General features: G+C 71.7%; 17 protein-coding genes. 8 read left to right on the top strand and 9 right to left on the bottom strand.

What is annotated here, in order from left to right:
* Positions 1-85: 85 nt before the first annotated feature.
* On the bottom strand, positions 86-763 hold the full coding sequence (locus tag ACIRB4_RS24750; protein WP_403294350.1) for an HAD family hydrolase: 678 nt from the start codon (positions 761-763) through the stop codon (positions 86-88).
* 49 nt (positions 764-812) lie between these two features.
* Complete coding sequence (locus ACIRB4_RS24745; RefSeq protein WP_403294349.1) at positions 813-1319, bottom strand: DUF6912 family protein; 507 nt, start codon at positions 1317-1319, stop codon at positions 813-815.
* 272 nt (positions 1320-1591) lie between these two features.
* On the opposite strand from ACIRB4_RS24745, the gene ACIRB4_RS24740 reads away from it, so the two are divergent.
* A complete protein-coding gene (locus tag ACIRB4_RS24740) occupies positions 1592-2203 on the top strand; it encodes an Rv3235 family protein (protein ID WP_403294348.1) in 612 nt (203 codons plus the stop codon).
* Positions 2204-2286: 83 nt separating this feature from the next.
* Here ACIRB4_RS24740 and secA read toward each other — a convergent pair whose 3' ends face one another.
* A complete protein-coding gene (gene secA / locus ACIRB4_RS24735; RefSeq protein WP_403294346.1) occupies positions 2287-5106 on the bottom strand; it encodes a preprotein translocase subunit SecA in 2820 nt (939 codons plus the stop codon).
* Positions 5107-5346: 240 nt separating this feature from the next.
* Here secA and ACIRB4_RS24730 point away from each other — a divergent pair, with 240 nt between their 5' ends.
* Both ACIRB4_RS24730 and ACIRB4_RS24725 read left to right on the top strand, forming a co-directional pair.
* Positions 5347-5946, top strand: coding sequence for a GNAT family N-acetyltransferase (locus tag ACIRB4_RS24730; protein ID WP_403294345.1), 600 nt, complete (start codon positions 5347-5349; stop codon positions 5944-5946).
* A 10-nt stretch (positions 5947-5956) separates the two neighbouring features.
* The gene (locus ACIRB4_RS24725) at positions 5957-7120 is read left to right on the top strand and encodes a winged helix-turn-helix domain-containing protein (protein ID WP_403294344.1); all 1164 of its coding nucleotides are present in this window, start codon (positions 5957-5959) and stop codon (positions 7118-7120) included.
* Here ACIRB4_RS24725 and ACIRB4_RS24720 read toward each other — a convergent pair.
* The 6 genes from ACIRB4_RS24720 to mtrA all read right to left on the bottom strand — a co-directional run bounded on the left by ACIRB4_RS24720 (position 7113) and on the right by mtrA (position 14563).
* Positions 7113-7868 carry a response regulator gene (locus ACIRB4_RS24720; protein ID WP_403294343.1) on the bottom strand — a complete coding sequence of 252 codons (756 nt, stop codon included), beginning with the start codon at positions 7866-7868 and terminating at the stop codon, positions 7113-7115. The genes ACIRB4_RS24725 and ACIRB4_RS24720 overlap by 8 nt on opposite strands.
* A 205-nt stretch (positions 7869-8073) precedes the next feature.
* Positions 8074-8754: a ribosome hibernation-promoting factor, HPF/YfiA family gene (hpf, locus tag ACIRB4_RS24715; protein WP_403294342.1), complete on the bottom strand. Its 681-nt coding sequence runs from the start codon at positions 8752-8754 to the stop codon at positions 8074-8076.
* A 330-nt stretch (positions 8755-9084) separates the two neighbouring features.
* Positions 9085-9840, bottom strand: coding sequence for a ComF family protein (locus ACIRB4_RS24710; protein ID WP_403294341.1), 756 nt, complete (start codon positions 9838-9840; stop codon positions 9085-9087).
* An 80-nt stretch (positions 9841-9920) separates the two neighbouring features.
* Positions 9921-11693, bottom strand: coding sequence for an LpqB family beta-propeller domain-containing protein (locus tag ACIRB4_RS24705; RefSeq protein WP_403294523.1), 1773 nt, complete (start codon positions 11691-11693; stop codon positions 9921-9923).
* 199 nt (positions 11694-11892) lie between these two features.
* Positions 11893-13884, bottom strand: coding sequence for an MtrAB system histidine kinase MtrB (gene mtrB, locus ACIRB4_RS24700; RefSeq protein WP_403294339.1), 1992 nt, complete (start codon positions 13882-13884; stop codon positions 11893-11895).
* Between the two features lies 1 nt (position 13885).
* A complete protein-coding gene (gene mtrA / locus ACIRB4_RS24695; protein ID WP_356889901.1) occupies positions 13886-14563 on the bottom strand; it encodes a two-component system response regulator MtrA in 678 nt (225 codons plus the stop codon).
* 524 nt (positions 14564-15087) lie between these two features.
* Here mtrA and ACIRB4_RS24690 point away from each other — a divergent pair.
* From ACIRB4_RS24690 to ACIRB4_RS24670, 5 genes are read left to right on the top strand one after another with little or no spacing between them, the layout of a single operon-like run.
* Positions 15088-16317, top strand: coding sequence for a hypothetical protein (locus tag ACIRB4_RS24690; RefSeq protein ID WP_403294338.1), 1230 nt, complete (start codon positions 15088-15090; stop codon positions 16315-16317).
* Between the two features lie 4 nt (positions 16318-16321).
* Complete coding sequence (locus ACIRB4_RS24685) at positions 16322-17005, top strand: DUF4129 domain-containing protein (protein WP_403294337.1); 684 nt, start codon at positions 16322-16324, stop codon at positions 17003-17005.
* Complete coding sequence (locus ACIRB4_RS24680) at positions 17002-18213, top strand: DUF4350 domain-containing protein (RefSeq protein WP_403294335.1); 1212 nt, start codon at positions 17002-17004, stop codon at positions 18211-18213. The genes ACIRB4_RS24685 and ACIRB4_RS24680 overlap by 4 nt, the downstream gene beginning before the upstream one ends.
* Positions 18210-19193 carry an AAA family ATPase gene (locus tag ACIRB4_RS24675; protein ID WP_403294334.1) on the top strand — a complete coding sequence of 328 codons (984 nt, stop codon included), beginning with the start codon at positions 18210-18212 and terminating at the stop codon, positions 19191-19193. The genes ACIRB4_RS24680 and ACIRB4_RS24675 overlap by 4 nt, the downstream gene beginning before the upstream one ends.
* 12 nt (positions 19194-19205) lie before the next feature.
* Positions 19206-20516, top strand: a complete 1311-nt coding sequence (locus ACIRB4_RS24670) for a DUF58 domain-containing protein (RefSeq protein ID WP_403294333.1) — start codon at positions 19206-19208, stop codon at positions 20514-20516.
* Positions 20517-20680 lie beyond the last annotated feature (164 nt).

The following is a 20680-nucleotide window of genomic DNA, read 5'->3' as shown; positions in this document are numbered from 1 at the left end:
CGCGCGGTGCGGGCCGCAGGCGAGGCGGCCCGCACCGGCCCTGGCGAGGCGGCCCGCGCCCGACCGCCCGCAGCCCTGAGGGTCGCTAGACCAGCTCCTCCGCCACCGCGACCGCGTCCGCCAGCGTGTCCACCACCGGCACGCCCACCCGCTCCAGGCTGGCGCGGCTGTGCGACCCCCCGGTGTACAGCACCGCCCGCGCCCCCACATGCGCCGCCGCCACCGCGTCGTCCGCCGCGTCCCCGATGACCACGATCCGCTCGGGGTCGACGCCGGGCAGCTCGGCGAGGTGCCGCACCATGTGCGCGGCCTTTCCCTCCGTCGACGCGCCGACCCGCCCGTCCACACGGACGAACCGCTCCTCGATGCCGTGCCGCCGCACCAGCGGTATCAGGTGGGTGTGCGGTGCCAGGGAGAGCAGGGACTGCGTGAACCCGGACGCCTGTCGCGCCGCGAGCAGCTCCGCCGCCCCGGCGGTCAGACCGCACTCATCGGCGCGCTGCCAGTAGTGCTTGTGGAAGACGCCGTCCATCAGCGCCCACTCCGCCTCGGTGGGCAGCCGCCCCATCAGCCGTTCGTAGAACTTCGGCACCGGCACCGTGTACAGATCCCGGTACCGCGCGAGCGTGATCTGCTCAAGGCCGAGCTCGGCGAAGGCCGCGTTCGTCGCGCCGATGACGGCCTGGATGTCGTCGAGCAGGGTGCCGTTCCAGTCCCAGACCAGATGCTTGCCGTGCCGCTTCGTCCCGTGCTGCTTCCCCATGCCAAGACGGTACCGGCCGGCTCTGACAAAGGCCGCCGCCGGTCCGTCCTCAGCCCAGCAGCCCCGGAATCTCCTGCACACCGAACCAGAGCAGCTCGTGGTCCTCCGCGCCGTCCACCGTGAACTGGGCGTCGTCGTCGCCCTGGTCCGCCGCGCCCAGCGCGGCCGCGGCCGCCGCGACGTCCGCCTCCGCGTCGTCCGCGTCGGCGTGCACCGCCGCCGCCTTGGCGAGCGGTACGGGCCCGGCGATCCGGACCTCACCGAGGGAACTGGCGTCCAGGCCCCGGTCCGGGTCGACCACCGCGTCCTTGTCCGGCACGTCGACGGCGACGACGATGCGCCGCCGGGCGGCCGACGGGTCGCCCGCGAGCAGGCGCAGGGAGGCGGCCGCGGCCCGGCTGAGCGCCGCGTACTCGAGCTCCTCGATGTCGTCGGAGACGTACCACTCGCGCAGCGCGGGGGTGACGGCGTAGGCGGTCAGCGGGCCCGGGCCCAGCTCGCCCGCCTTGTGCGCCTGTGCGAGACCGGGGAGGGTCAGGGGGACGTACACGCGCATGGCTGGCCGCTTTCGTAGTCGGAAACGCCCCCAGGATACGTGCGGAGTACCCCTTCGGGGCTTCCGGGCCGCCCCCTCGCCGGTCATCCGAACGCATGCCCAGACCCGGCACCCACAGGCCCGGAACCCCTCCGGCTCACTCTGATAGGTGAACCTCCGGGTCGGCCGCCCGGACCGCGACGCCGCTTGCGTGGGCTCCGAGCACCCCCGTACAAGATCCCCAACAGAAGTTACCGCCCGGTAGACCAGCGGGCGCGAGGGACGGGGACCCCATGGACAGCACCGCCACCACGACGACCCGCACACCGCGGACCACGCCCACCGCCGACCGCCCGGCCGAGGACCGCCCCGCGGCCTCCCCCGCCGCGACCACCCGCCCGCGCACCCCCCGCCCCCGTTCCGCTCCACGCGGCCCGGCCGGCACCGGCCCCCGCGGCTCCGCCGGGCCCCGGCCCGGAGCACGCCCGACGGCCCCCGCGCCCCGCCCGACGGCCAGTCCCGGACCCGCAGCACGCGTCCTGGACGGACCCCGCGCCCTCCCGCCGCACGCCGTCTTCGCCGAGCGCCTCCTCGCCGTCCTCAGCGGGGACCGGCCCGTCCACTGGATGCTGGGCCAGACCGTCGGCGAGGCGTACGAACAGCTCGTCCAGCTGGCCCCCGAGACACCCCTGCGGTCCTACGGAACCCGGCCCGTACTGCGGCGCTGCTCCGTACACCAGCCCCGCTCCGGCGCCGTCGAGGCGTTCGCGACGATCGCCACGGGCGAGCTCGTCAGGGCCATGGCGTTCCGCCTGGAGCGCGGGGCCGACGGCCGCTGGCGCTGCGCCGCTGTCGAGCTCGACGGCCTCCACGCGCGCGTGCCCGCCCAGGCGACCCGCAGGTGACCACCCGCGTACGACGAAGGGGTCGGCCACCTCTTCAGGTGCCCGACCCCTTCCCGTACAGCAGCCCGTGCCGCCGGCCGCCGTTACTTCTTGCGGCGGCGGCCGCCGCCACCGCTCTTCTGCGCCTTGCGGCGCTCCGCGCGCGTCATCCCGTCGCCGGAGGAGACGGCGCCGTCGGCGATGAAGTCGCCCTCGACGACCGAGCCGTCACCGTCCACCTTCGGCGCGGAGAAGTGCAGCCGGTCCGGCCGCTGCGGGGCGTCGAGCCCCTTGGCCCGGATCTCCGGACGGCCGGCACCCGCGGGCACCGCGTCCTTCTTGTCCAGCGAGGTCTTCGCCGCCGCGTCCTGCACCGGGACCTCCTCGACCTGCTGCTCGACCTGGACCTCCAGGTTGAACAGATAGCCGACGGACTCCTCCTTGATGCCCTCCATCATCGCGGTGAACATGTCGAAGCCCTCGCGCTGGTACTCGACCAGCGGGTCCTTCTGCGCCATCGCGCGCAGGCCGATGCCCTCCTGGAGGTAGTCCATCTCGTAGAGGTGCTCGCGCCACTTGCGGTCGAGCACCGAGAGGACCACGCGGCGCTCCAGCTCGCGCATGATGTCCGAGCCGAGCGACTTCTCACGGGCGTCGTACTGCTCGTGGATATCGTCCTTGACGGACTCGGCGATGAACTCGGCGGTGATGCCCGCGCGGTCGCCGGCCGCCTCCTCCAGCTCCTCGACGGTGACCTTGATCGGGTAGAGCTGCTTGAACGCGGTCCACAGCCGGTCGAGGTCCCACTCCTCCGCGAAGCCCTCGGCCGTCTCCTGGCGGATGTAGTCGTCGATCGTGTCGTCCATGAAGTGGCGGATCTGCTCGTGCAGGTCCTCGCCCTCCAGGACGCGGCGACGCTCGCCGTAGATGACCTCGCGCTGCCGGTTGAGGACCTCGTCGTACTTCAGGACGTTCTTACGCGTCTCGAAGTTCTGGGTCTCCACCTGGGACTGGGCGGAGGCGATCGCGCGCGTGACCATCTTGTTCTCGATCGGCACGTCGTCGGGCACATTGGCCATGGCCATGACCCGCTCGACCATCTGGGCCTTGAACAGGCGCATCAGGTCGTCACCGAGGGAGAGGTAGAAGCGGGACTCGCCCGGGTCACCCTGACGGCCGGAACGGCCGCGCAGCTGGTTGTCGATCCGGCGGGACTCGTGGCGCTCGGTGCCCAGGACGTACAGGCCGCCGAGCGACTTGACCTCCTCGAACTCCGCCTTCACGGCGAGCTCGGCGCGCTCCAGGGCGGCGGGGAGGGCCGCGGCCCACTCCTCGGCGTCCTCGACCGGGTCCAGACCGGCCTGGCGCAGCTCGGCCTCGGCGAGGTCGTCCGGGTTGCCGCCCAGCTTGATGTCGGTGCCTCGGCCGGCCATGTTCGTGGCGACCGTGACGGCTCCCTTGCGGCCGGCCTGGGCGACGATCGTCGCCTCACGGTCGTGCTGCTTGGCGTTGAGCACCTCGTGCTGGATGCCCCGCTTGGAGAGCTGCTGGGAGAGGTACTCGGACTTCTCGACCGACGTCGTACCGACGAGGATCGGCTGGCCCTTCTCGTGCTTCTCCGCGATGTCGTCGACGACGGCGGCGAACTTCGCGACCTCGGTGCGGTAGATCAGGTCCGACTGGTCCTTGCGGATCATCGGCCTGTTCGTCGGGATCGGGACGACACCGAGCTTGTAGATCTGGTGGAACTCCGCGGCCTCGGTCATGGCCGTACCGGTCATGCCGGAGAGCTTGTCGTAGAGGCGGAAGAAGTTCTGCAGGGTGATCGTGGCGAGGGTCTGGTTCTCGTCCTTGATGTCCACCCCTTCCTTCGCCTCGATCGCCTGGTGCATGCCCTCGTTGTAGCGGCGGCCGGCGAGGATACGGCCGGTGTGCTCGTCGACGATCATGACTTCGCCGTCGATGACGACGTAGTCCTTGTCCTTCTTGAACAGTTCCTTGGCCTTGATGGCGTTGTTCAGATAACCGACGAGCGGGGTGTTCACCGACTCGTACAGGTTGTCGATGCCCAGCCAGTCCTCGACCTTGGCGACACCGGACTCGTGGATGCCGACGGTGCGCTTCTTCTCGTCGACCTCGTAGTCGCCGGTCTCCTCGATGCCCTTGAGCGGGTTGCCGGGCTCACCCCTGGTGAGGCGGGTGACCAGCTTGGCGAAGTCGCCGTACCACTTCGTGGCCTGGTCGGCCGGGCCGGAGATGATCAGCGGCGTACGGGCCTCGTCGACCAGGATGGAGTCGACCTCGTCGACACAGGCGAAGTTGTGGCCGCGCTGGACGAGCTCGTCCTTGGACCACGCCATGTTGTCGCGGAGGTAGTCGAAGCCGAACTCGTTGTTCGTGCCGTACGTGATGTCGCAGGCGTACTGCTCACGGCGCTGGGCCGGCGTCATGTTGGCCAGGATGCAGCCGACGGTGAGGCCGAGGAACTTGTGCACCCGGCCCATGAGCTCGGAGTCGCGCTCGGCGAGGTAGTCGTTCACCGTGATCAGGTGGACGCCCTTGCCGGACAGCGCGTTCAGGTACGCCGGGAGCGTACCGACGAGGGTCTTGCCCTCACCGGTCTTCATCTCGGCCACATAGCCGAGGTGCAGGGCGGCGCCGCCCATCAGCTGGACGTCGTAGTGACGCTGGCCGAGGACGCGCTTGGCGGCCTCGCGGACGGTCGCGAAGGCCTCGGGGAGCAGGTCGTCGAGGCTCTCACCGTCGGCGTACCGCTGCTTGTACTCCTCGGTGAGCGCCCGCAACTCGGCGTCGGAGAGGTTGACGAAGTCCTCTTCGATGGAGTTGACCTGGTCCGCGATGCGGTGCAGTTTGCGCAGGATCTTGCCTTCGCCTGCACGCATGAGCTTGTTGAAGACGGACACTGAGGCTGGTCTCCTTGCCGGTCGGGCCTGGCACTGGGTCTTGTCATGACTCGGGCGCGGGCACGGCAGGTGGTCCCCACCGCAACGGCCATCGTAAGCGAGACCGCCGCCGCCCCGGGAGGCCCGCAGTGCCCGGAGGGTTCACCGGCGCCCGGAAAGACAACGCACCAGACGCTCGGAAGGTGCCGCGGGCTCCGAAAACCGTTCGCACACCGGCGGCCCCATCACCACAATCCCGTCATGGAACCCATCACGCTGACCACCGAGCGGCTGCGACTGCGCCCCTTCGTCCCGGAGGACGTGGAGGCGGTCTTCGCCGCCTGCCAGGACCCCGACATCCAGCGCTGGACGACGGTGCCCTCGCCGTACACCCGCCAGGACGCCGCGTACTTCCTCGAGCGGCTCGTGCCGGACGGGTGGCGCGGTGGCGCGGAGTACACCTTCGCCGTCGAGCCCCGGGACGGCGGGCCGCTGATCGCCGCGGCCGGTCTTCACGAGCGCGGTCCGGGCGTCCGGGAGGTCGGTTTCTGGGCCGTCAAGGAGCACCGCGCCCGGGGTTACGTGACGGAAGCGGTCGGCGCGCTGTCCCGGTGGGCCTTCACCGAGGGCGGCTGCCACCGGGTGGTGTGGCGGGCGGAGGTCGGCAACACGGGCTCGCGCACGGTCGCCGAGCGGAGCGGTTTCCGTATGGAGGGTGTCGAGCGCGCCGGGCTCACCCACCGGGGCACGCTCCGCGACTGCTGGATCGCCTCGCTGCTCCCCTCCGACCTCGGCCTGCCGGGGCCGCTGCCGTATCTGCCCGCGGCGGACGCCGGCCGCGGTGTCAGTGCCTGCCTCTAGGGTGCGGAGCATGACGACTGTGCCGCCGCCCGCTGTCGAACTCTCCGCCGACCAGGCCCGCCGGATCGCCCTGCGGGCCCAGGGTTTCCTGGGTGCGCCCGACCGCCGGGCCGGGGTGCGGGGGGTGCTGCGCCATCTCGGCCAGGTCCAGCTCGACACGATCTCGGTCCTGGCGCGTTCGCACGAGCTCATCCCGTACGCGCGCCTGGGCGCGGTGGGCCGTACGACGGTGGAGGAGGCGTACTGGACCCAGACGCACGCCTTCGAGTACTGGTCGCACGCGGCCTGCATCCTGCCCGTCGAGGAGTGGCCGCTCTTCGCCTTCCGCCGCCGCGCCTACCGCACCCGTCCGCAGTGGTCCCACGAGCTGTCGGACGGGGCGTACGACGCGGTGATCAAGCAGCTGCGGGCCGAGGGCCCGCAGACCGCGACGGAACTGGGCGGCGCGAAGAACAAGGGCGAGTGGTGGGACTGGTCCGAGTCGAAGGTCGCCGTCGAGCGGGCGCTGATGTACGGCGAGGTGGTCTGCACCGAGCGACGCGGCTGGAAGCGGGTCTACGACCTGGCGGAACGGGCGATCCCGGACGCGCTGCTCCATGACGACCTGGACGACACCGAGTGCCTGCGGCGGCTGGTGCGGCAGGCGGGAGAGGCGCTGGGCGTGGGCACGCGCGCGGACATCGCCGACTACCACCGGATCAAGGGCGAGGCGTTCGACGCCGTGGTGGAGGCCTCCGGGCTGGTACCGGTCACGGTGGCGGGCTGGGCCAAGCCGGCCTGGGCCGATCCGGCCGCCCTGGCCACCGAACCACGTGGACGGCACCGCACGACCCTGCTGTCACCGTTCGACTCGCTGATCTGGGAGCGGGCTCGCACGGAGCGGATCTTCGGCTTCACCCACCGGCTGGAGGCGTACGTACCGAAGCAGAAGCGGGTGCACGGCTATTTCGCGATGCCGCTGCTGTCGGGCGGCAGGCTCCTCGGCCGGGTCGACCCGGCGCGCGAGGGCAGGACGCTGGTGGCCAGGCAGGTCTCGCTGGACTCCCCGAAGGCGGTCGAGCCGATGGCGACGGCGCTGCGTGAGGCGGCCGAGTGGGTGGGCTGCGACAGCGTCCGGATCGAGCGGACCGACCGCCCGGAGCTCGCCGCGCGGCTCACCGCCGCCCTCACCTGATTTCGAGGATCTTCTCCCGCATCGCGTAGACGACCGCTTCCATCCTGGAGTGCAGCTGGAGCTTCTCCAGGATGTTGCGGACGTGGTTCTTCACGGTGTTCTCGGAGATGAACAATTCCTTGGCGATGTCGCGGTTGTTCATTCCGGTCGCCACGAGTTTGAGAACCTCCAGCTCACGGTCGGTGAGCCGGGGTGCGGGCACCAGCCTGCGTTCGTCCGTCCGCTGGATCATCGACTTGAACTCGGTGAGGAGTTTCGACGCCATCGAGGGGCTGATCTGCGACTGGCCGTCGGCGACCGCGCGAATCGCGGTGGCGACCTCGTCGGTGGAGATCTCCTTCAGAAGATATCCGGTCGCGCCCGCCTTGATCGCGTCGTAGAGATCGGCCTCCTCGTCGCTGATCGTCAGCATGATGATCTTCGCGCTGGGGGCCACCTCCTTGATGGAGGTACAGGCCTCGATCCCGCCGCGCTTGGGCATGCGCACATCCATCAGCACGATGTCCGGCAGCAGATCCGCGGCCTTGTCGACGGCCTCGGCCCCGTCGCCCGCCTCGCCGACGACCTGGATGTCCTCCTCCTGGGCGAGGACGATCTCCAGTCCGCGACGGAAAAGTGCGTGGTCGTCCACCACCAGGACCCGGATCGGCTCCTTGCGGGACCCCCCGTTGGCCGGATCCGATGCCTCCGGGGTGGCCGCGCGATCGGGCTCCCGCCCGCCGTGCACCGGCCCGAAGCTGTCCGCCATCGTTCCTCCCCCTGAAGGCCGTGGCCTGAAGTCGTGTTCGGTCCTCCAACCGCTGCTCGACGAGCACCGGTTGGCGTGCACGCCATGATTTCATGCCCCGACGCCGGCGCGGTGATCCCGTGGTCGCACGGGGGTGCCCCTGGGGGCGCACAGGGCGCTCCAGGGGCACCAGAACGGTCATGTGTGGTGCGCCGGGGGGCCGAGGTCAGCCGCCGAGGGCACCACCGGCGCCGCCGCCCTCGGCGAGCGGGTCGCTCTCCAGGTGGATGACGCCGTAGTCGTACGCGTGTCGCCGGTAGACGACGCTCGGCTGCTTGTTGTCGGAGTCGACGAACAGATAGAAGTCGTGCCCGACCAGCTCCATCTCGTAGAGCGCCTGGTCGAGGGTCATGGGTGCGGCCCTGTGCGTCTTCTCGCGTACCACCAGCGGGCCTTCGCCCTGCACTTCCAGCGAGCCCATCATCCTGGTGGGCACCGCGCTGGTCTCTTCGCCGGCCGGCTCTCCGCTTCCGTTGAGCCGTGCGACACCCGGCACCACGTCGGCGACCTCGGCCGCCGAGATCCTGCCGCTGCCGCGGCGGGTGTGCCGCTTGTCGTGCTGCTTGCGCAGTCGTGCCTCCAGCTTGTCGCTGGCGAGGTCGAGCGCTGCGTACGGGTCGCCTGCTGCCGCTTCCGCCCGGATCACCGGGCCTCGGGAGTGGAGGGTGATCTCCACGCGGTCGGACCGGTCGGCCTGCCGCGGGTTGTGCTCCTTGGACACCTCGACGTCGAGGCTGATCACCTTGCCGTCGAGCTTCTGGATCTTCTCCAGCTTCAGCTTCTCGGCCACGTGCTTGCGGAACCGCTCGGGCACCTCGGTCTTGCGGCCCTTGACGACGATGTCCACGCAGAACTCCGTTCCCGGATCGCCCAGACCGGCACCTCGGCCGCTGGGCCTCTCCCTTTGCACCAGACCCCGGTGTTCACCGGAGTCTCGGACTTGGCGACTTTCACCTCCTCCTCCCCAGCGGGGAAGGTATCCACCCCACCAAGCGGAGGTTAATTCGCCCTGAACTCCTGTCCTCCAGGCGCACCCGTGCAATCGGTGAGGCATGGCATTCGCCATTCCTCACAACCGAACATAGCTCGTTCGGACGGGTGTCGGCACCCGCTGCCGCCACTTACCTCCGTTCGGGTGTTTCCACCTCTCACCACCTGCAACGACGCAAGTTCCCCGTCAGTTCCGGTTTATTTCGAACGATGAGGGAGAACAAGCGACGACCGCCGCCACCGGCTGTACGAATCGGGTTTCCGCCCCGCCGTCGCTTAATCCTGGATCGAACGGCGGGTGTACGGCACGCAGTGCCCGTGCCGCCTCGGCCAGCGAGGCACCCGTGGTCATCAGATCGTCCACCAGCACCACACGGCCCCGCCCAGCCAGTCGCGCGCCGCCGGGCACGACCTCGAGCGCTCCGGCCAGGTTGGCGAGTCGGCCCCGGGCGCCCAGGCCCGCCTGGTCGGCCACCTCCCGGCGCTGGCGGAGCAGCGGAATCACCCGGGCCGCCCGACCCGAACGGCGCAGCCTGCCCGCCGCGGCCAGCGCGATCCGCCGTGTCGGATCGTGGCCACGCGCTCGCACCGACCGCCGCGACGAGGGCACCGGTACGAGGAGAAGGGGACCGGCCCCAGCGGCGTCCCAGGGCCCGGCAGCGGCCTTCACGGCCTCGGCCAGCGCATCGCCCAGGGGCCTGGCGAGGAAGAGCGCGCCGCGCTCCTTGTGGGCGAGGAGCACGGACCGTACGGCATCGGCGTAGGGCGCCGCCGCGTGGACGACCGGCAGCCCCGCCGGCTCGGGAGCGGGCCGGACCCGGCGCGGTCCGGGACCCGTCAGCTCCGCGCGGCACGGCGGGCACAGTTCGACGCGGGCCCTGCCGCAGCCTCCGCAGGCGACCGGCAGCACCAGCCCGGCGATCTCGCGCCACCACCCCCGCATGGCTCCACTGTCCTCCTGGCGGCCCGCCCCGGCCACCCCTGTGGACAACGGGCGCCGGGCGGGGCGGGAGGTCCGGGCGGCTACCCCGGATAAACCGGCGCGGAGCCCGACACGTCGGCCAACCGCTGCCAGTTCGCACCCGGCACGAGCCGCACGATGCCGTCGTTTCCTGAGTCGGCCACCACGGGGGCCCGGTCGTCGTGGGGCGCGGCGACCGCCGTGACACCGTTGAGGCCGGGCAGCAGCGACGAGGCGGAGGTCGCGCCGTCCGTCTGGATGTAGCGCACCTGCTGCACGCCGCCGGCCTCCTTGCCGACCACGACGAGCCGGCTCGGCCCGGCCCAGGACACGGCCGTGACCGCCTCCATGTGCGGCGCCACGGGCAGCAGCGCATCGACCGAGACGACCGGCCGGCTTTCGCCGCCGTCCCGCTCCACGCGCCCGATCTTCAGCGTGGTGCCCCCGTCCTCCGCCTTGAGCAGCAGCGCGATCCGTACGCCGTCCGCGGAGACCCGCAGGGACTCCAGACGGTCGCCGTCCGCGAGCCAGGGGGCGCGGACCTCCACGGGCTCTCCCTCGCCGTCCGGGATCATCCACAGACGCGGCCTCACCGGGTCGCGGTCCGCCACCCACAGGTCGCCCCGGCCGTCCCAACTCGGCGCCGACAGCCGGTCCTCGGGCCGGACGGCGTTGCTCCGCACCAGGGCGGGACGCAGCTCGTGGTCGGAGAGGATCGACGCCACCCGCAGCTCGTGGCCGTCCTTGCCCACGCCGGCCGCCCGGCGCTCGTCACGGTCCACGGCCACCGACCGCAGCGGCATCGCCCCCCTGCCGAACGGGCCGAGCGTCCCGTCCTGCTCCTCGTTGGCCTTGTCGCCGACCGGTACGGCCATCAGCTTGCCGGTCTCGTCGACGTAGAACGGGTTCTCCGCCCGGCCCGAGTCCCGTACCGGCGCGAACTCCAGCGCCGCCTGCTTGCCCATGGAGCACAGCCGCCCGCCGTCCGACCCGCGCTGCAGCTCGACCTGCTCCACCCGTACGGAGGTCAGGTCGCCCAGGGTGAGCAGCAGCTGCGCCGCCATCCGCCGGCACACCGCCCCGCCGACATGGTCGGCCTTGGAGTTCAGCGGCACCTTGAGCGTGGACTGGTCGTCCGTGGACAGCGTTGTGATGCCGTCCTTCAGCGCCGTCCCGGAGGGGAAACTCGAATCGACGGCCGGCTCCAGCCAGTTCGTCGGTCCCGAGAGCAGCGCCTTGACGGTCTGCGTCACAGGATCCATCCGGGTGGCCGGGTCCTGCCGCTGCCGGATGTAGACCGGGTCGGCGACGAGCCAGTCCTCACCGGAGGCGAAGTAGTACGTGTCGACGGAGCGGTAGTTGCGCTGGAAGTCGGCCTCGCTGAGCACCAGGCCCGGCGGGAGGCGGTCGATGCGCCACTCGCTACCCTTGCCGTCGGCGGTGGGCTGCTGCACGACGTGGATCGAGTCGCGGAAGTCGACGGGACCGACCGGCTTATAAGCGTGCCGGCCGTCGACGGTCGCGATCTGCCGGCCCTCGATGGGGTAGGACCGCCCCGGTGTTTCCGGGTCGGTGGGCCGGTCCGCCTGGCCGCGGTCCGGCGCCGTGGTGAGCACGGTGATCCGCTGCTCCGGCTTCCAGGCCCGCGCGGCCTGCTCGGTCAGATAGGTGCGGGCGGTGGCGAAGCCGGGGTCGTCACTCGTCATGGCCTCCAGGAAGCCGTCGACGATCTCGACCGGATCCGCGTTCTCCCGCGGCTGCACGGCGTACACCCGCACCTGCGAGTCCCCCGGGTTGGACGCCTTCACCGGGCGTACGTCACCGCTGTCCGGCATCGACGCGCACCCGGCCACCAGCAGTGCGCCCGCGAGCAGGGCCCCCGCCCGCACCGCCCGCCCGCGCGCGACGTGCCCGGGTGCGGCGGTCGGAGCACCCTCGCCGGGCGCCGCTGCGGCGGTTTCCGGGCGGCGGCCCGCCGGCCACGCGCGCGTCCCGCCGTTCTTCCGTCCCCGCCCCGGGTGCTGTCCTCGGGAGTCAGCGCCCACGTGTCCTGTCCTCCCCCTCGGCGTTCGTCGACGCCATCGCCTCATCGCTGTCGGCCTCGGTCGCGGCCCGTGGGACCACCCGGGCCCCGCTGCCGGGCAGCGCCGTCGGGTCCGCGGACGCCCGCGGGACCGCGGGCATCCGCGGCGGTACGGGCAGGGCCGGATGGTGACCGGCGGGCTGTGTCGGCACCGAGGTCAGACGCGACCCGCTCTCCCGCACCGGCCCGGCCGCGGCCTGTTCGCGGTTGCGCCGCGAGTCCTCCGGCTCCAGGGGGATCGGAGAACCGCGCAGCGGCTCGTCCGCCGTACGCGGCAGGGTCAGCCGGAACTGCGAGCCGCCGCCCGGCTCGCCCCACGCCTGCAGCCAGCCGCCGTGCAGCCGGGCGTCCTCCACGGCGATGGACAGGCCCAGGCCCGTTCCTCCAGTGGTACGCGCGCGTGCCGGGTCGGCCCGCCAGAACCGGTTGAAGACCCGGGTCGCCTCGCCGGGCTTGAGCCCCACGCCGTAGTCCCGTACCGCGATGGCGACGGCGCCGCCCGCCGACGCGAGCTTGACGATCACGTCGCGGCCCTCGCCGTGCTCCACGGCGTTGACGACCAGGTTGCGCAGCACGCGCTCGACCCGCCGGGCGTCCGCCTCGGCCACGACCGGCTGATCGTCGCCGACGACCACGATCCGGCCGCCCTTGCGCTCGACGAGCGGCTCGGCACCGCCGATCACCCGCCGTACGACCTGCCGCAGATCTATCGGCTCGGCCTCCAGCGCCGCCGCACCCGCGTCGAAGCGGCTGATCTCCAGCAGATCGGAGAGCAGCGACTCGAAGCGGTCGAGCTGGTCGCCGAGCAGCTCGGCGGAGCGTGCGGTGACCGGGTCGAAGTCGGCGCGCGCCTCGTGGATGACGTCGGCCGCCATCCGCACGGTCGTGAGCGGTGTGCGCAGCTCGTGCGAGACGTCCGAGACGAACCGCCGCTGCATCCGGGAGAGCTCCTCCAACTGCTGGATCTTGAGCTGGAGGTTCTGCGCCATCTTGTTGAAGGCTTCACCGAGGCGGGCGATGTCGTCCTCGCCGGTGACCTTCATCCGCTCCTGGAGCCGGCCCGCCGAGAGCCGCTCGACGATGCCGGCCGCCATCCGCACCGGGGTGACGATCTGGCGCACCACCAGCCAGGCGATGGCGCCGAGCAGCACCACGACGAACAGCCCGGCGGTCGCCAGCGTGCCCTTGACCAGGGCGAGGGAGTCCTCCTCCTGGGCCAGCGGGAAGAGGTAGTACAGCTCGTACTGCGTGCCTTCGGCGTCATTGAGCCGCTTGCCGACCACCAGGCCGGGCTCGGAGGGCTTGCCGTTGGTGTAGTGGATCCGGGTGTACGTCTGGAAGGTGCCCGTCCCCTGGGACACGGAGTGCCGCAGGTCGCCGGGGATGCTCGTGGCGGGGTCGACCTCACCGGAGGCACGGGCGCCGCGGCTCGCGGTCCCCTCCGGCCGCTCCAGGGAGAGCGCCACCACGTTGTAGGCGCTCTGGCCGCCGCTGGCGAGTTGCTCGACCAGGGTGGAGCGCCAGGTCACCGATGCCCCGGCCCGGCCGCCGTTCTGGCCGCCCGGACCGCTCGGCGTGGTCGCGGCCTTGTCCTGGGCAGCGGAGAACCCTCCCGCCGCCTGGCTCTGCGCGGCCCTCTCCTTGGCGTCGAGCAGTCCGTTACGGACCTGGCCGATGACGACCAGGCCGAGGAGCAGCACCACACCGAGCGACATCAGCAGGGTGCCCGCGACCACGCGCAGCTGGATGTTGCGGCGCCAGAGCCGTACGGCGGGCAGCAGCGGGCGCCGCACCCAGCGCGCGAAGAGCCGGAGCACCGGTCCGCCCGGCGCCCCGCCCTGGAGCAGACGGCCGAATCGCGAGCCCCCCCGCCCCGGTCCGGCAGTCCGCCCCGACCGGACGCCCGGCTCGCCGGGCTTCGGAGCAGTACTGCCTGCGCTCATGTCAGCTCGGCCCCGCCTTGTAACCGACACCGCGGACGGTCACCACGATCTCCGGGCGCTCGGGGTCCTTCTCGACCTTCGAGCGCAGCCTCTGCACGTGGACGTTCACCAGCCGGGTGTCGGCCGCGTGCCGGTAGCCCCAGACCTGTTCCAGCAGGACCTCACGGGTGAAGACCTGCCACGGCTTGCGGGCCAGCGCGACGAGCAGGTCGAACTCGAGCGGCGTCAGAGCGATGGACTGCCCGTCCCGCTTCACCGAGTGACCGGCCACGTCGATGACCAGGTCACCGATGGAGAGCTGCTCCGGCGCGGGCTCCTCGGACCGCCGCAGCCGCGCCCGGATACGGGCGACGAGCTCCTTCGGCTTGAACGGCTTCACGATGTAGTCGTCGGCCCCGGACTCGAGACCCACCACCACGTCGACGGTGTCGCTCTTGGCCGTCAGCATGACGATGGGTACACCGGACTCGGCCCTGATGAGCCGGCACACCTCGATGCCGTCCCTGCCGGGCAGCATCAGGTCCAGCAGCACCAGGTCCGGCTTGGCCTCACGGAACGCGGCAAGCGCCTTGTCACCGTCCGCCACGAACGACGGCTCGAACCCTTCACCCCGCAGCACGATCCCGAGCATCTCGGCAAGTGCGGTGTCGTCGTCGACGACAAGAACGCGTCCCTTCATATCGACATCATCCCATTTCCGTATCAGTTGCGAGGCGGCTGGTGAGATACCTCACTGACCAGCGATGACGTCCCTGATCGTCCACCGTCGGCCGCCCCTGTCCGTGGGTGCTGATGTCTGACATGGATGTCACCCCCGTAGCCCCCGTAGCCGCCCTGAACCGTACCCCGAGCAGGGCTGTATGGCCCATGGAGCGGACCGGGTCACCCGCCGGGCCCGGCGAAGGCTCGACTTTCGGCTGAAAATCACCCCGCCGTCGAGGCCGGGTGGTCCGCCGATGACAGTGACGGGCGGGCTTCCCGGATCCGTCGCCGCTGCGGTTTGTGCCCACTGATCAGGCATCCGCCCAGTCTGCCCCCCGGGGCTCCCACGATGGACGTGAGAAGGAGATACGGGCCCTCGCCCACAGGCGGTCCCCGCGTGGCACGATGGCTCCCGGCCCGCCACCCGAACAGGCAGGCGGCCGCTGTGACCGAGCCGGCTCGCCGAGCCGGCCCCGCGACCATTCCCCGAGGTGGACGACCGTGAACGACTCTCCGGGCTGGGCCTCGCCCGGGTCTGCTTCCTCCGACGGTCAAGACGGTTCCGGGTCCGCCCGGCCCGCCGAGCCCGGCGACGCGAACGGTTCCGCCCCCCAGTGGTCCAAGGAGCAGCCGCCCGCGGGGCAGTGGTCTCCGCCGACCGCACCGGTGCCCGGTCAGGCCCCGACGCCTCCCGCCGGTCCCGGCTGGGGCGGCGGACCGGCACAGCCCGGCCACTGGGGCAAGCCGCCGGCCGCCAAGCCCGGTGTGATCCCGCTGCGCCCACTGGGCATGGGCGAGATCCTCGACGGCGCGGTGTCGACCCTGCGCGGATACTGGCGCACGGTCCTGGCCGTCACGGTCACGGTCGCGGTGATCTCGCAGGTCGTCGACATCCTCGTCCAGCGTTATCTCGTCCCCACCCCGCCGGAGCTCAACCCGGAGGCGACCCCGGCCGAGGCCATGGCCGAACTGGGCGAGTTCATGCGGGTGACCCTGCTCAGCTCCGCCCCGTCGATCCTCATCGTGCTGATGGCCACCCTGGTCAGCGCCGCGCTCCTCACCGTCGTCATCAGCCGCGCGGTCCTGGGCCGCCCCGTGACGGTCGGTGCCGCCTGGCACGAAGCCCGGCCCCGGCTGCTTCAACTGCTCGGCCTGACGCTGCTGCTCGCGCTGATGAGCCCGGTCATCATCACCATCGGCCTGCTGCCCGGCCTCCTGATCGGTGACGACGCCGGCATCGCCCTGGCCGTCCTCGGCGGTCTGGCCGGTTTCGTCGTCGCCGTCTGGCTGATGGTCCGCTTCAGCCTGTCCTCTCCCGCGCTGATGCTGGAGCGGCAGGGCGTCATCCCGTCGATGAAGCGCTCGGCCAAGCTGGTCAAGGGCTCCTGGTGGCGGATCTTCGGCATCACGGTCCTCACCCAGCTGCTGCTGTTGATCCTCTCGCTGATCATCGTGGTGCCGTTCACGGCGCTCGCCCTCTTCGCCGACGGCACCAGCATGGCCGACATGGTCTCCGACACGGCCCCCGAGTTCGGGTGGGGCTATCTGATCGTCATGGGCATCGGTGGAGTGATCACCAGCGCGATCACCTACCCGATCTCCGCCGGCGTGACCGTCCTCCTCTACGTGGACCAGCGCATCCGCCGCGAGGCGCTGGACCTCGAACTCGCCCGCGCCGCCGGCCTGCCCGGCTACGGCCCCACGCCGGGCGACCCGTCCTCCGGGAGCTGACGGCGTGAGGGCCACGGGGGGCACGATCACGGCGGGGCCGCCGGTCGCCGACGACGTACCGCTGGAGATCCCTCGCGTCCCCGCCCGCGAGGCGGCGGAACGCGAGCTGTCCAAGCCGATGTACCACGAGAACGACCCCAATCTGCTCCAGCGCGGTCTCGACCGCTTCTGGGAGTGGGTCGCCGGCGTCTTCGACGCGGCCGCCTCCGCCACCCCCGGCGGACTGCTGGGCTTTCTCGTGATCGTCCTGGTCGTGCTCGCCGTGATCGGCGCCCTGTGGTGGCGGCTCGGCACCCCGCAGCGGACGCCGGCCACCGGTGACTCCCTGTTCGCGGAAGGCCCCCGCACGGCAGCCGAGCACCGCGCGACCGCCGCCCGGCACGCCTCCGCCGGCCGCTGGAACCAGGCCGTCCAGGAACGGATGCGAGCCATCGTCCGCTCCCTGGAGGAGCGCACGGTGCTCGACCCGCGCCCCGGTCGCACCGCCGACGAGGCCGCCGCGGAGGCGGGCCGCTCCCTGCCCGGCCACGCGGACGAACTGCGCTCGGCCGCCCGTACCTTCGACGACGTCACATACGGCGGCCGCACGGCCGACGAGGTCGCATACCGCCGTGTCGAGCAGCTGGACGTCTCCCTGGAGCGGACGAAGCCCGCGCTCGACCTCTCTTCCCCGGGGACGCCCGTATGAGCCGGCAGCGCACCAGCCCCACCTCGACCTCGCTGGCTCCCCGTCAGCTCTGGACCCGCGCCCGCGGGGTGCTCCTCGTCCTGGGTCTGATCCTGATCGGCGGCCTCGTCCTCGCGACCATGCGCTCGACCGAACACCACGGCCACCTCGATCCGCGTTCCGCCGATCCGAACGGCAGCCGGGCGGTCGCCGAGATCCTCAAGGCGCAGGGCGTCACTCTGCAGATCGCCACGACTCTCGACGAGGTCACCGCCGCGGCCGGCGCGAACACGACCGTTCTGGTCACCACTCCGGATCTGCTGACCGGCCCTCAGCAGTCCACGCTTTACGCGGCGATGAACGCCTCGGGCGGCCGCACCGTTCTCCTCGGGGCCGGCGACGCCTCCATCGGCACCCTCGCCCCCGGGATCGCCTCCGCCACCAGCACCCCGGTGGCCGCCCGCGAGCCCCGGTGTTCCTTCCCGGCCGCCGTCCGCGCGGGCAGTGTCGACATCGGCGGCGAGCGGTACGTCACCGCAGTCGACGCCGCCGAGACCTGCTACCCCGCCGACGGCCGGCCGTCCCTGGTGGCCGTCGAGAACCCCAGGGACGGCGACACCGTTCTCCTCGGCTCCCCGGACATCCTCTACAACGACCGTCTGGACCAGCAGGGCAACGCCTCGCTCGCTCTGCAACTCCTCGGCTCGCGGCCTCATCTCGTCTGGTACCTCCCTTCTCTCACGGATGCTTCCGCCACTGAGGGCGACCCTGACGGCACGTCCGATGACAGCGCCGCCGACGGCTTTCTCGCCCTCGTTCCTTCGGGCTGGCTGTGGGGCACGCTCCAACTCGCCGTCGCCGCCCTCCTCGCCGCTCTCTGGCGCGGCCGCCGTCTCGGCCCGCTGGTGACCGAACGCCTTCCGGTCGCCATCCGCGCCTCGGAAGCCACGGAGGGCCGGGCCCGCCTCTACCGCAAGGCGAACGCCCGCGACCGCGCGGCCTCCGTCCTGCGCACCGCGACCCGTGGCCGGATCGCCCCCCTCCTCGGCGTCGCCGCACAGGACGCCCACTCCCTCGAGACCCTGCTCCCCGCGCTCTCCGCCCGTCTCCCCGAGACCGCCCGAGACCCCAGGGACCTTCTCTTCGGCCCGGCTCCCGCCGACGACGCCGCTCTCATCCGCCTGGCGGACCACCTCGACGCCCTCGAAAGAGAGGTACGCACTTCATGAGCGCCCCGACCCCCGAGACCCCTACGAACTCGGACAGCGCCCGCGCCTCCCTGGAGGCCCTGCGCACCGAGATCGCGAAGGCCGTGGTCGGCCAGGACCCCGCCGTCACCGGACTGGTCGTCGCACTGCTGTGCCGGGGCCATGTCCTGCTCGAAGGAGTCCCCGGCGTCGCCAAGACCCTGCTGGTCCGCGCGCTCGCCGCCGCTCTCGAACTGGACACCAAGCGCGTACAGTTCACCCCCGATCTGATGCCGAGCGACGTCACCGGCTCACTCGTCTACGACGCCCGGACCGCCGAGTTCTCCTTCCAGCCGGGTCCGGTCTTCACCAACCTGCTGCTCGCGGACGAGATCAACCGCACGCCCCCGAAGACCCAGTCCTCGCTCCTGGAGGCGATGGAGGAGCGTCAGGTAACGGTCGACGGCACCCCCCGCCCGCTGCCCGACCCGTTCCTGGTCGCCGCGACCCAGAACCCGGTCGAGTACGAGGGCACCTACCCCCTCCCCGAGGCCCAGCTCGACCGCTTCCTGCTCAAGCTGACGGTCCCGCTGCCCTCCCGCGACGACGAGATCAGCGTCCTGACCCGGCATGCCGACGGTTTCAACCCCCGCGACCTCCGGGCCGCGGGCGTCCGTCCGGTCGCCGGCCCCGCCGAGCTCGAAGCCGCCCGCGCCGCCGTCGCCAAGACCTCGGTCTCCCCCGAGATCGCCGGCTATGTCGTCGATATCTGTCGTGCCACGCGTGAATCCCCCTCGCTCACCCTCGGTGTCTCCCCCCGAGGCGCCACCGCTCTGCTCTCCACCGCCCGTGCCTGGGCCTGGCTCACCGGCCGGGACTACGTCACCCCGGACGATGTGAAAGCCCTCGCTCTGCCCACCCTGCGTCACCGCATCCAGCTGCGGCCCGAGGCCGAGATGGAGGGAGTCACCGCCGACTCCGTCATCAACTCGATCCTCGCCCACGTCCCCGTACCCCGCTGAGAACGGCGCCCCATGGCCCTCACCGGACGCACCGCACTGCTCGCCGCCCTGGGATCGCTCCCCGTCGGCATCCTCGCCCCGAGCTGGACGGGGATGCTCGCCGTGAACGCGCCCCTCTCGCTCGCAATTCTGTGCGACTACGCGATGGCTGCGCCAGTGCGAACGCTGCGATTCACTCGAAGCGGTGACACAACAGTTCGACTGGGTGACGAGGTGGAGGTTCAGCTCACCGTCTCCAACCCCTCCCGCCGTCGGCTGCGCGCCCAGCTCCGTGACGCCTGGCCGCCCAGCAGCTGGCTTCCGGGCACCGAGCAGGCCGCGTCCCGCAAGAAGCTGACGGTCCCCGCAGGCGAACGCCGCCGCGTCACCACGACTCTGCATCCCACCCGCCGGGGCGACCGCCACGCGGAGCGCGTCACGGTCCGCTCCTACGGGCCCCTCGGGCTGGCCGCCCGGCAGGGCAGTCACCAGGTGCCCGGGACCGTCCGTGTCCTGCCGCCGTTCACCAGCCGGAAGCATCTGCCCTCACGGCTGGCCCGTCTGCGTGAACTCGACGGCCGCACGAGCGTCCTCACCCGCGGCGAGGGCACCGAGTTCGACAGCCTCCGCGAGTACGTCCCCGGTGACGACACCCGGTCCATCGACTGGCGGGCAACGGCCCGTCAGACGACGGTCGCGGTACGCACCTGGCGCCCGGAGCGCGACCGGCACATCCTGATCGTCCTGGACACCGGCCGCACCTCGGCCGGCCGTGTCGGCGACGTGCCCCGCCTCGACGCCGCGATGGACGCCGCCCTGCTCCTCACCGCGCTGGCCTCCCGTGCCGGAGACCGCGTCGATCTCCTGGCGTACGACCGCCGCCTGCGCGCTCAGGTGCAGGGCCGGTCGGCGGGCGACGTGCTGCCGGCGATGGTCAACGCCATGGCGCCGTTGGAGCCGGAGCTCGTGGAGACGGATGCGCGCGGCCTCGCCGCCACGGCACTGGCCCGGGCCCCCCGCCGCTCTCTCCTCGTCCTGCTGACCAGCCTGGACGCGGCTCCGATCGAGGAGGGTCTCCTCCCCGTGCTCCCTCAGCTCACCCAGCGGCACACGGTCCTGGTGGCCTCTGTCGCCGACCCGCACACCGCGCGGATGGCAGCGTCCCGAGGCACGATCGACGGCGTCTACGAGGCCGCCGCCGCGACGCAGGCCCAGGCCCAGCGTCGCCGCACGGCGGAGCAGCTCCAGCGCCACGGCGTCACAGTCGTCGACGCGACCCCGGACGACCTCGCGCCGGCGCTGGCGGACGCGTATCTGGCGCTGAAGGCCGCCGGCCGTCTTTGATTTGCTGATCGGTGTGGACTCCTTGAGAGGATCGGGGGCCCACACCGGCTGCACTTCATGTCTGTGTCCTAAACGCAGAAAAGCCCCGCACCATAAGGTGCGGGGCTTTCCCACAATGATTGTTCGGCGGCGTCCTACTCTCCCACAGGGTCCCCCCTGCAGTA

Source organism: Streptomyces sp. NPDC093600, from assembly GCF_044764755.1.
GTDB lineage: Bacteria > Actinomycetota > Actinomycetes > Streptomycetales > Streptomycetaceae > Streptomyces.
Note: the sequence above shows the minus strand (reverse complement) of the source record. Positions and strands in the feature narration are given on the sequence as shown.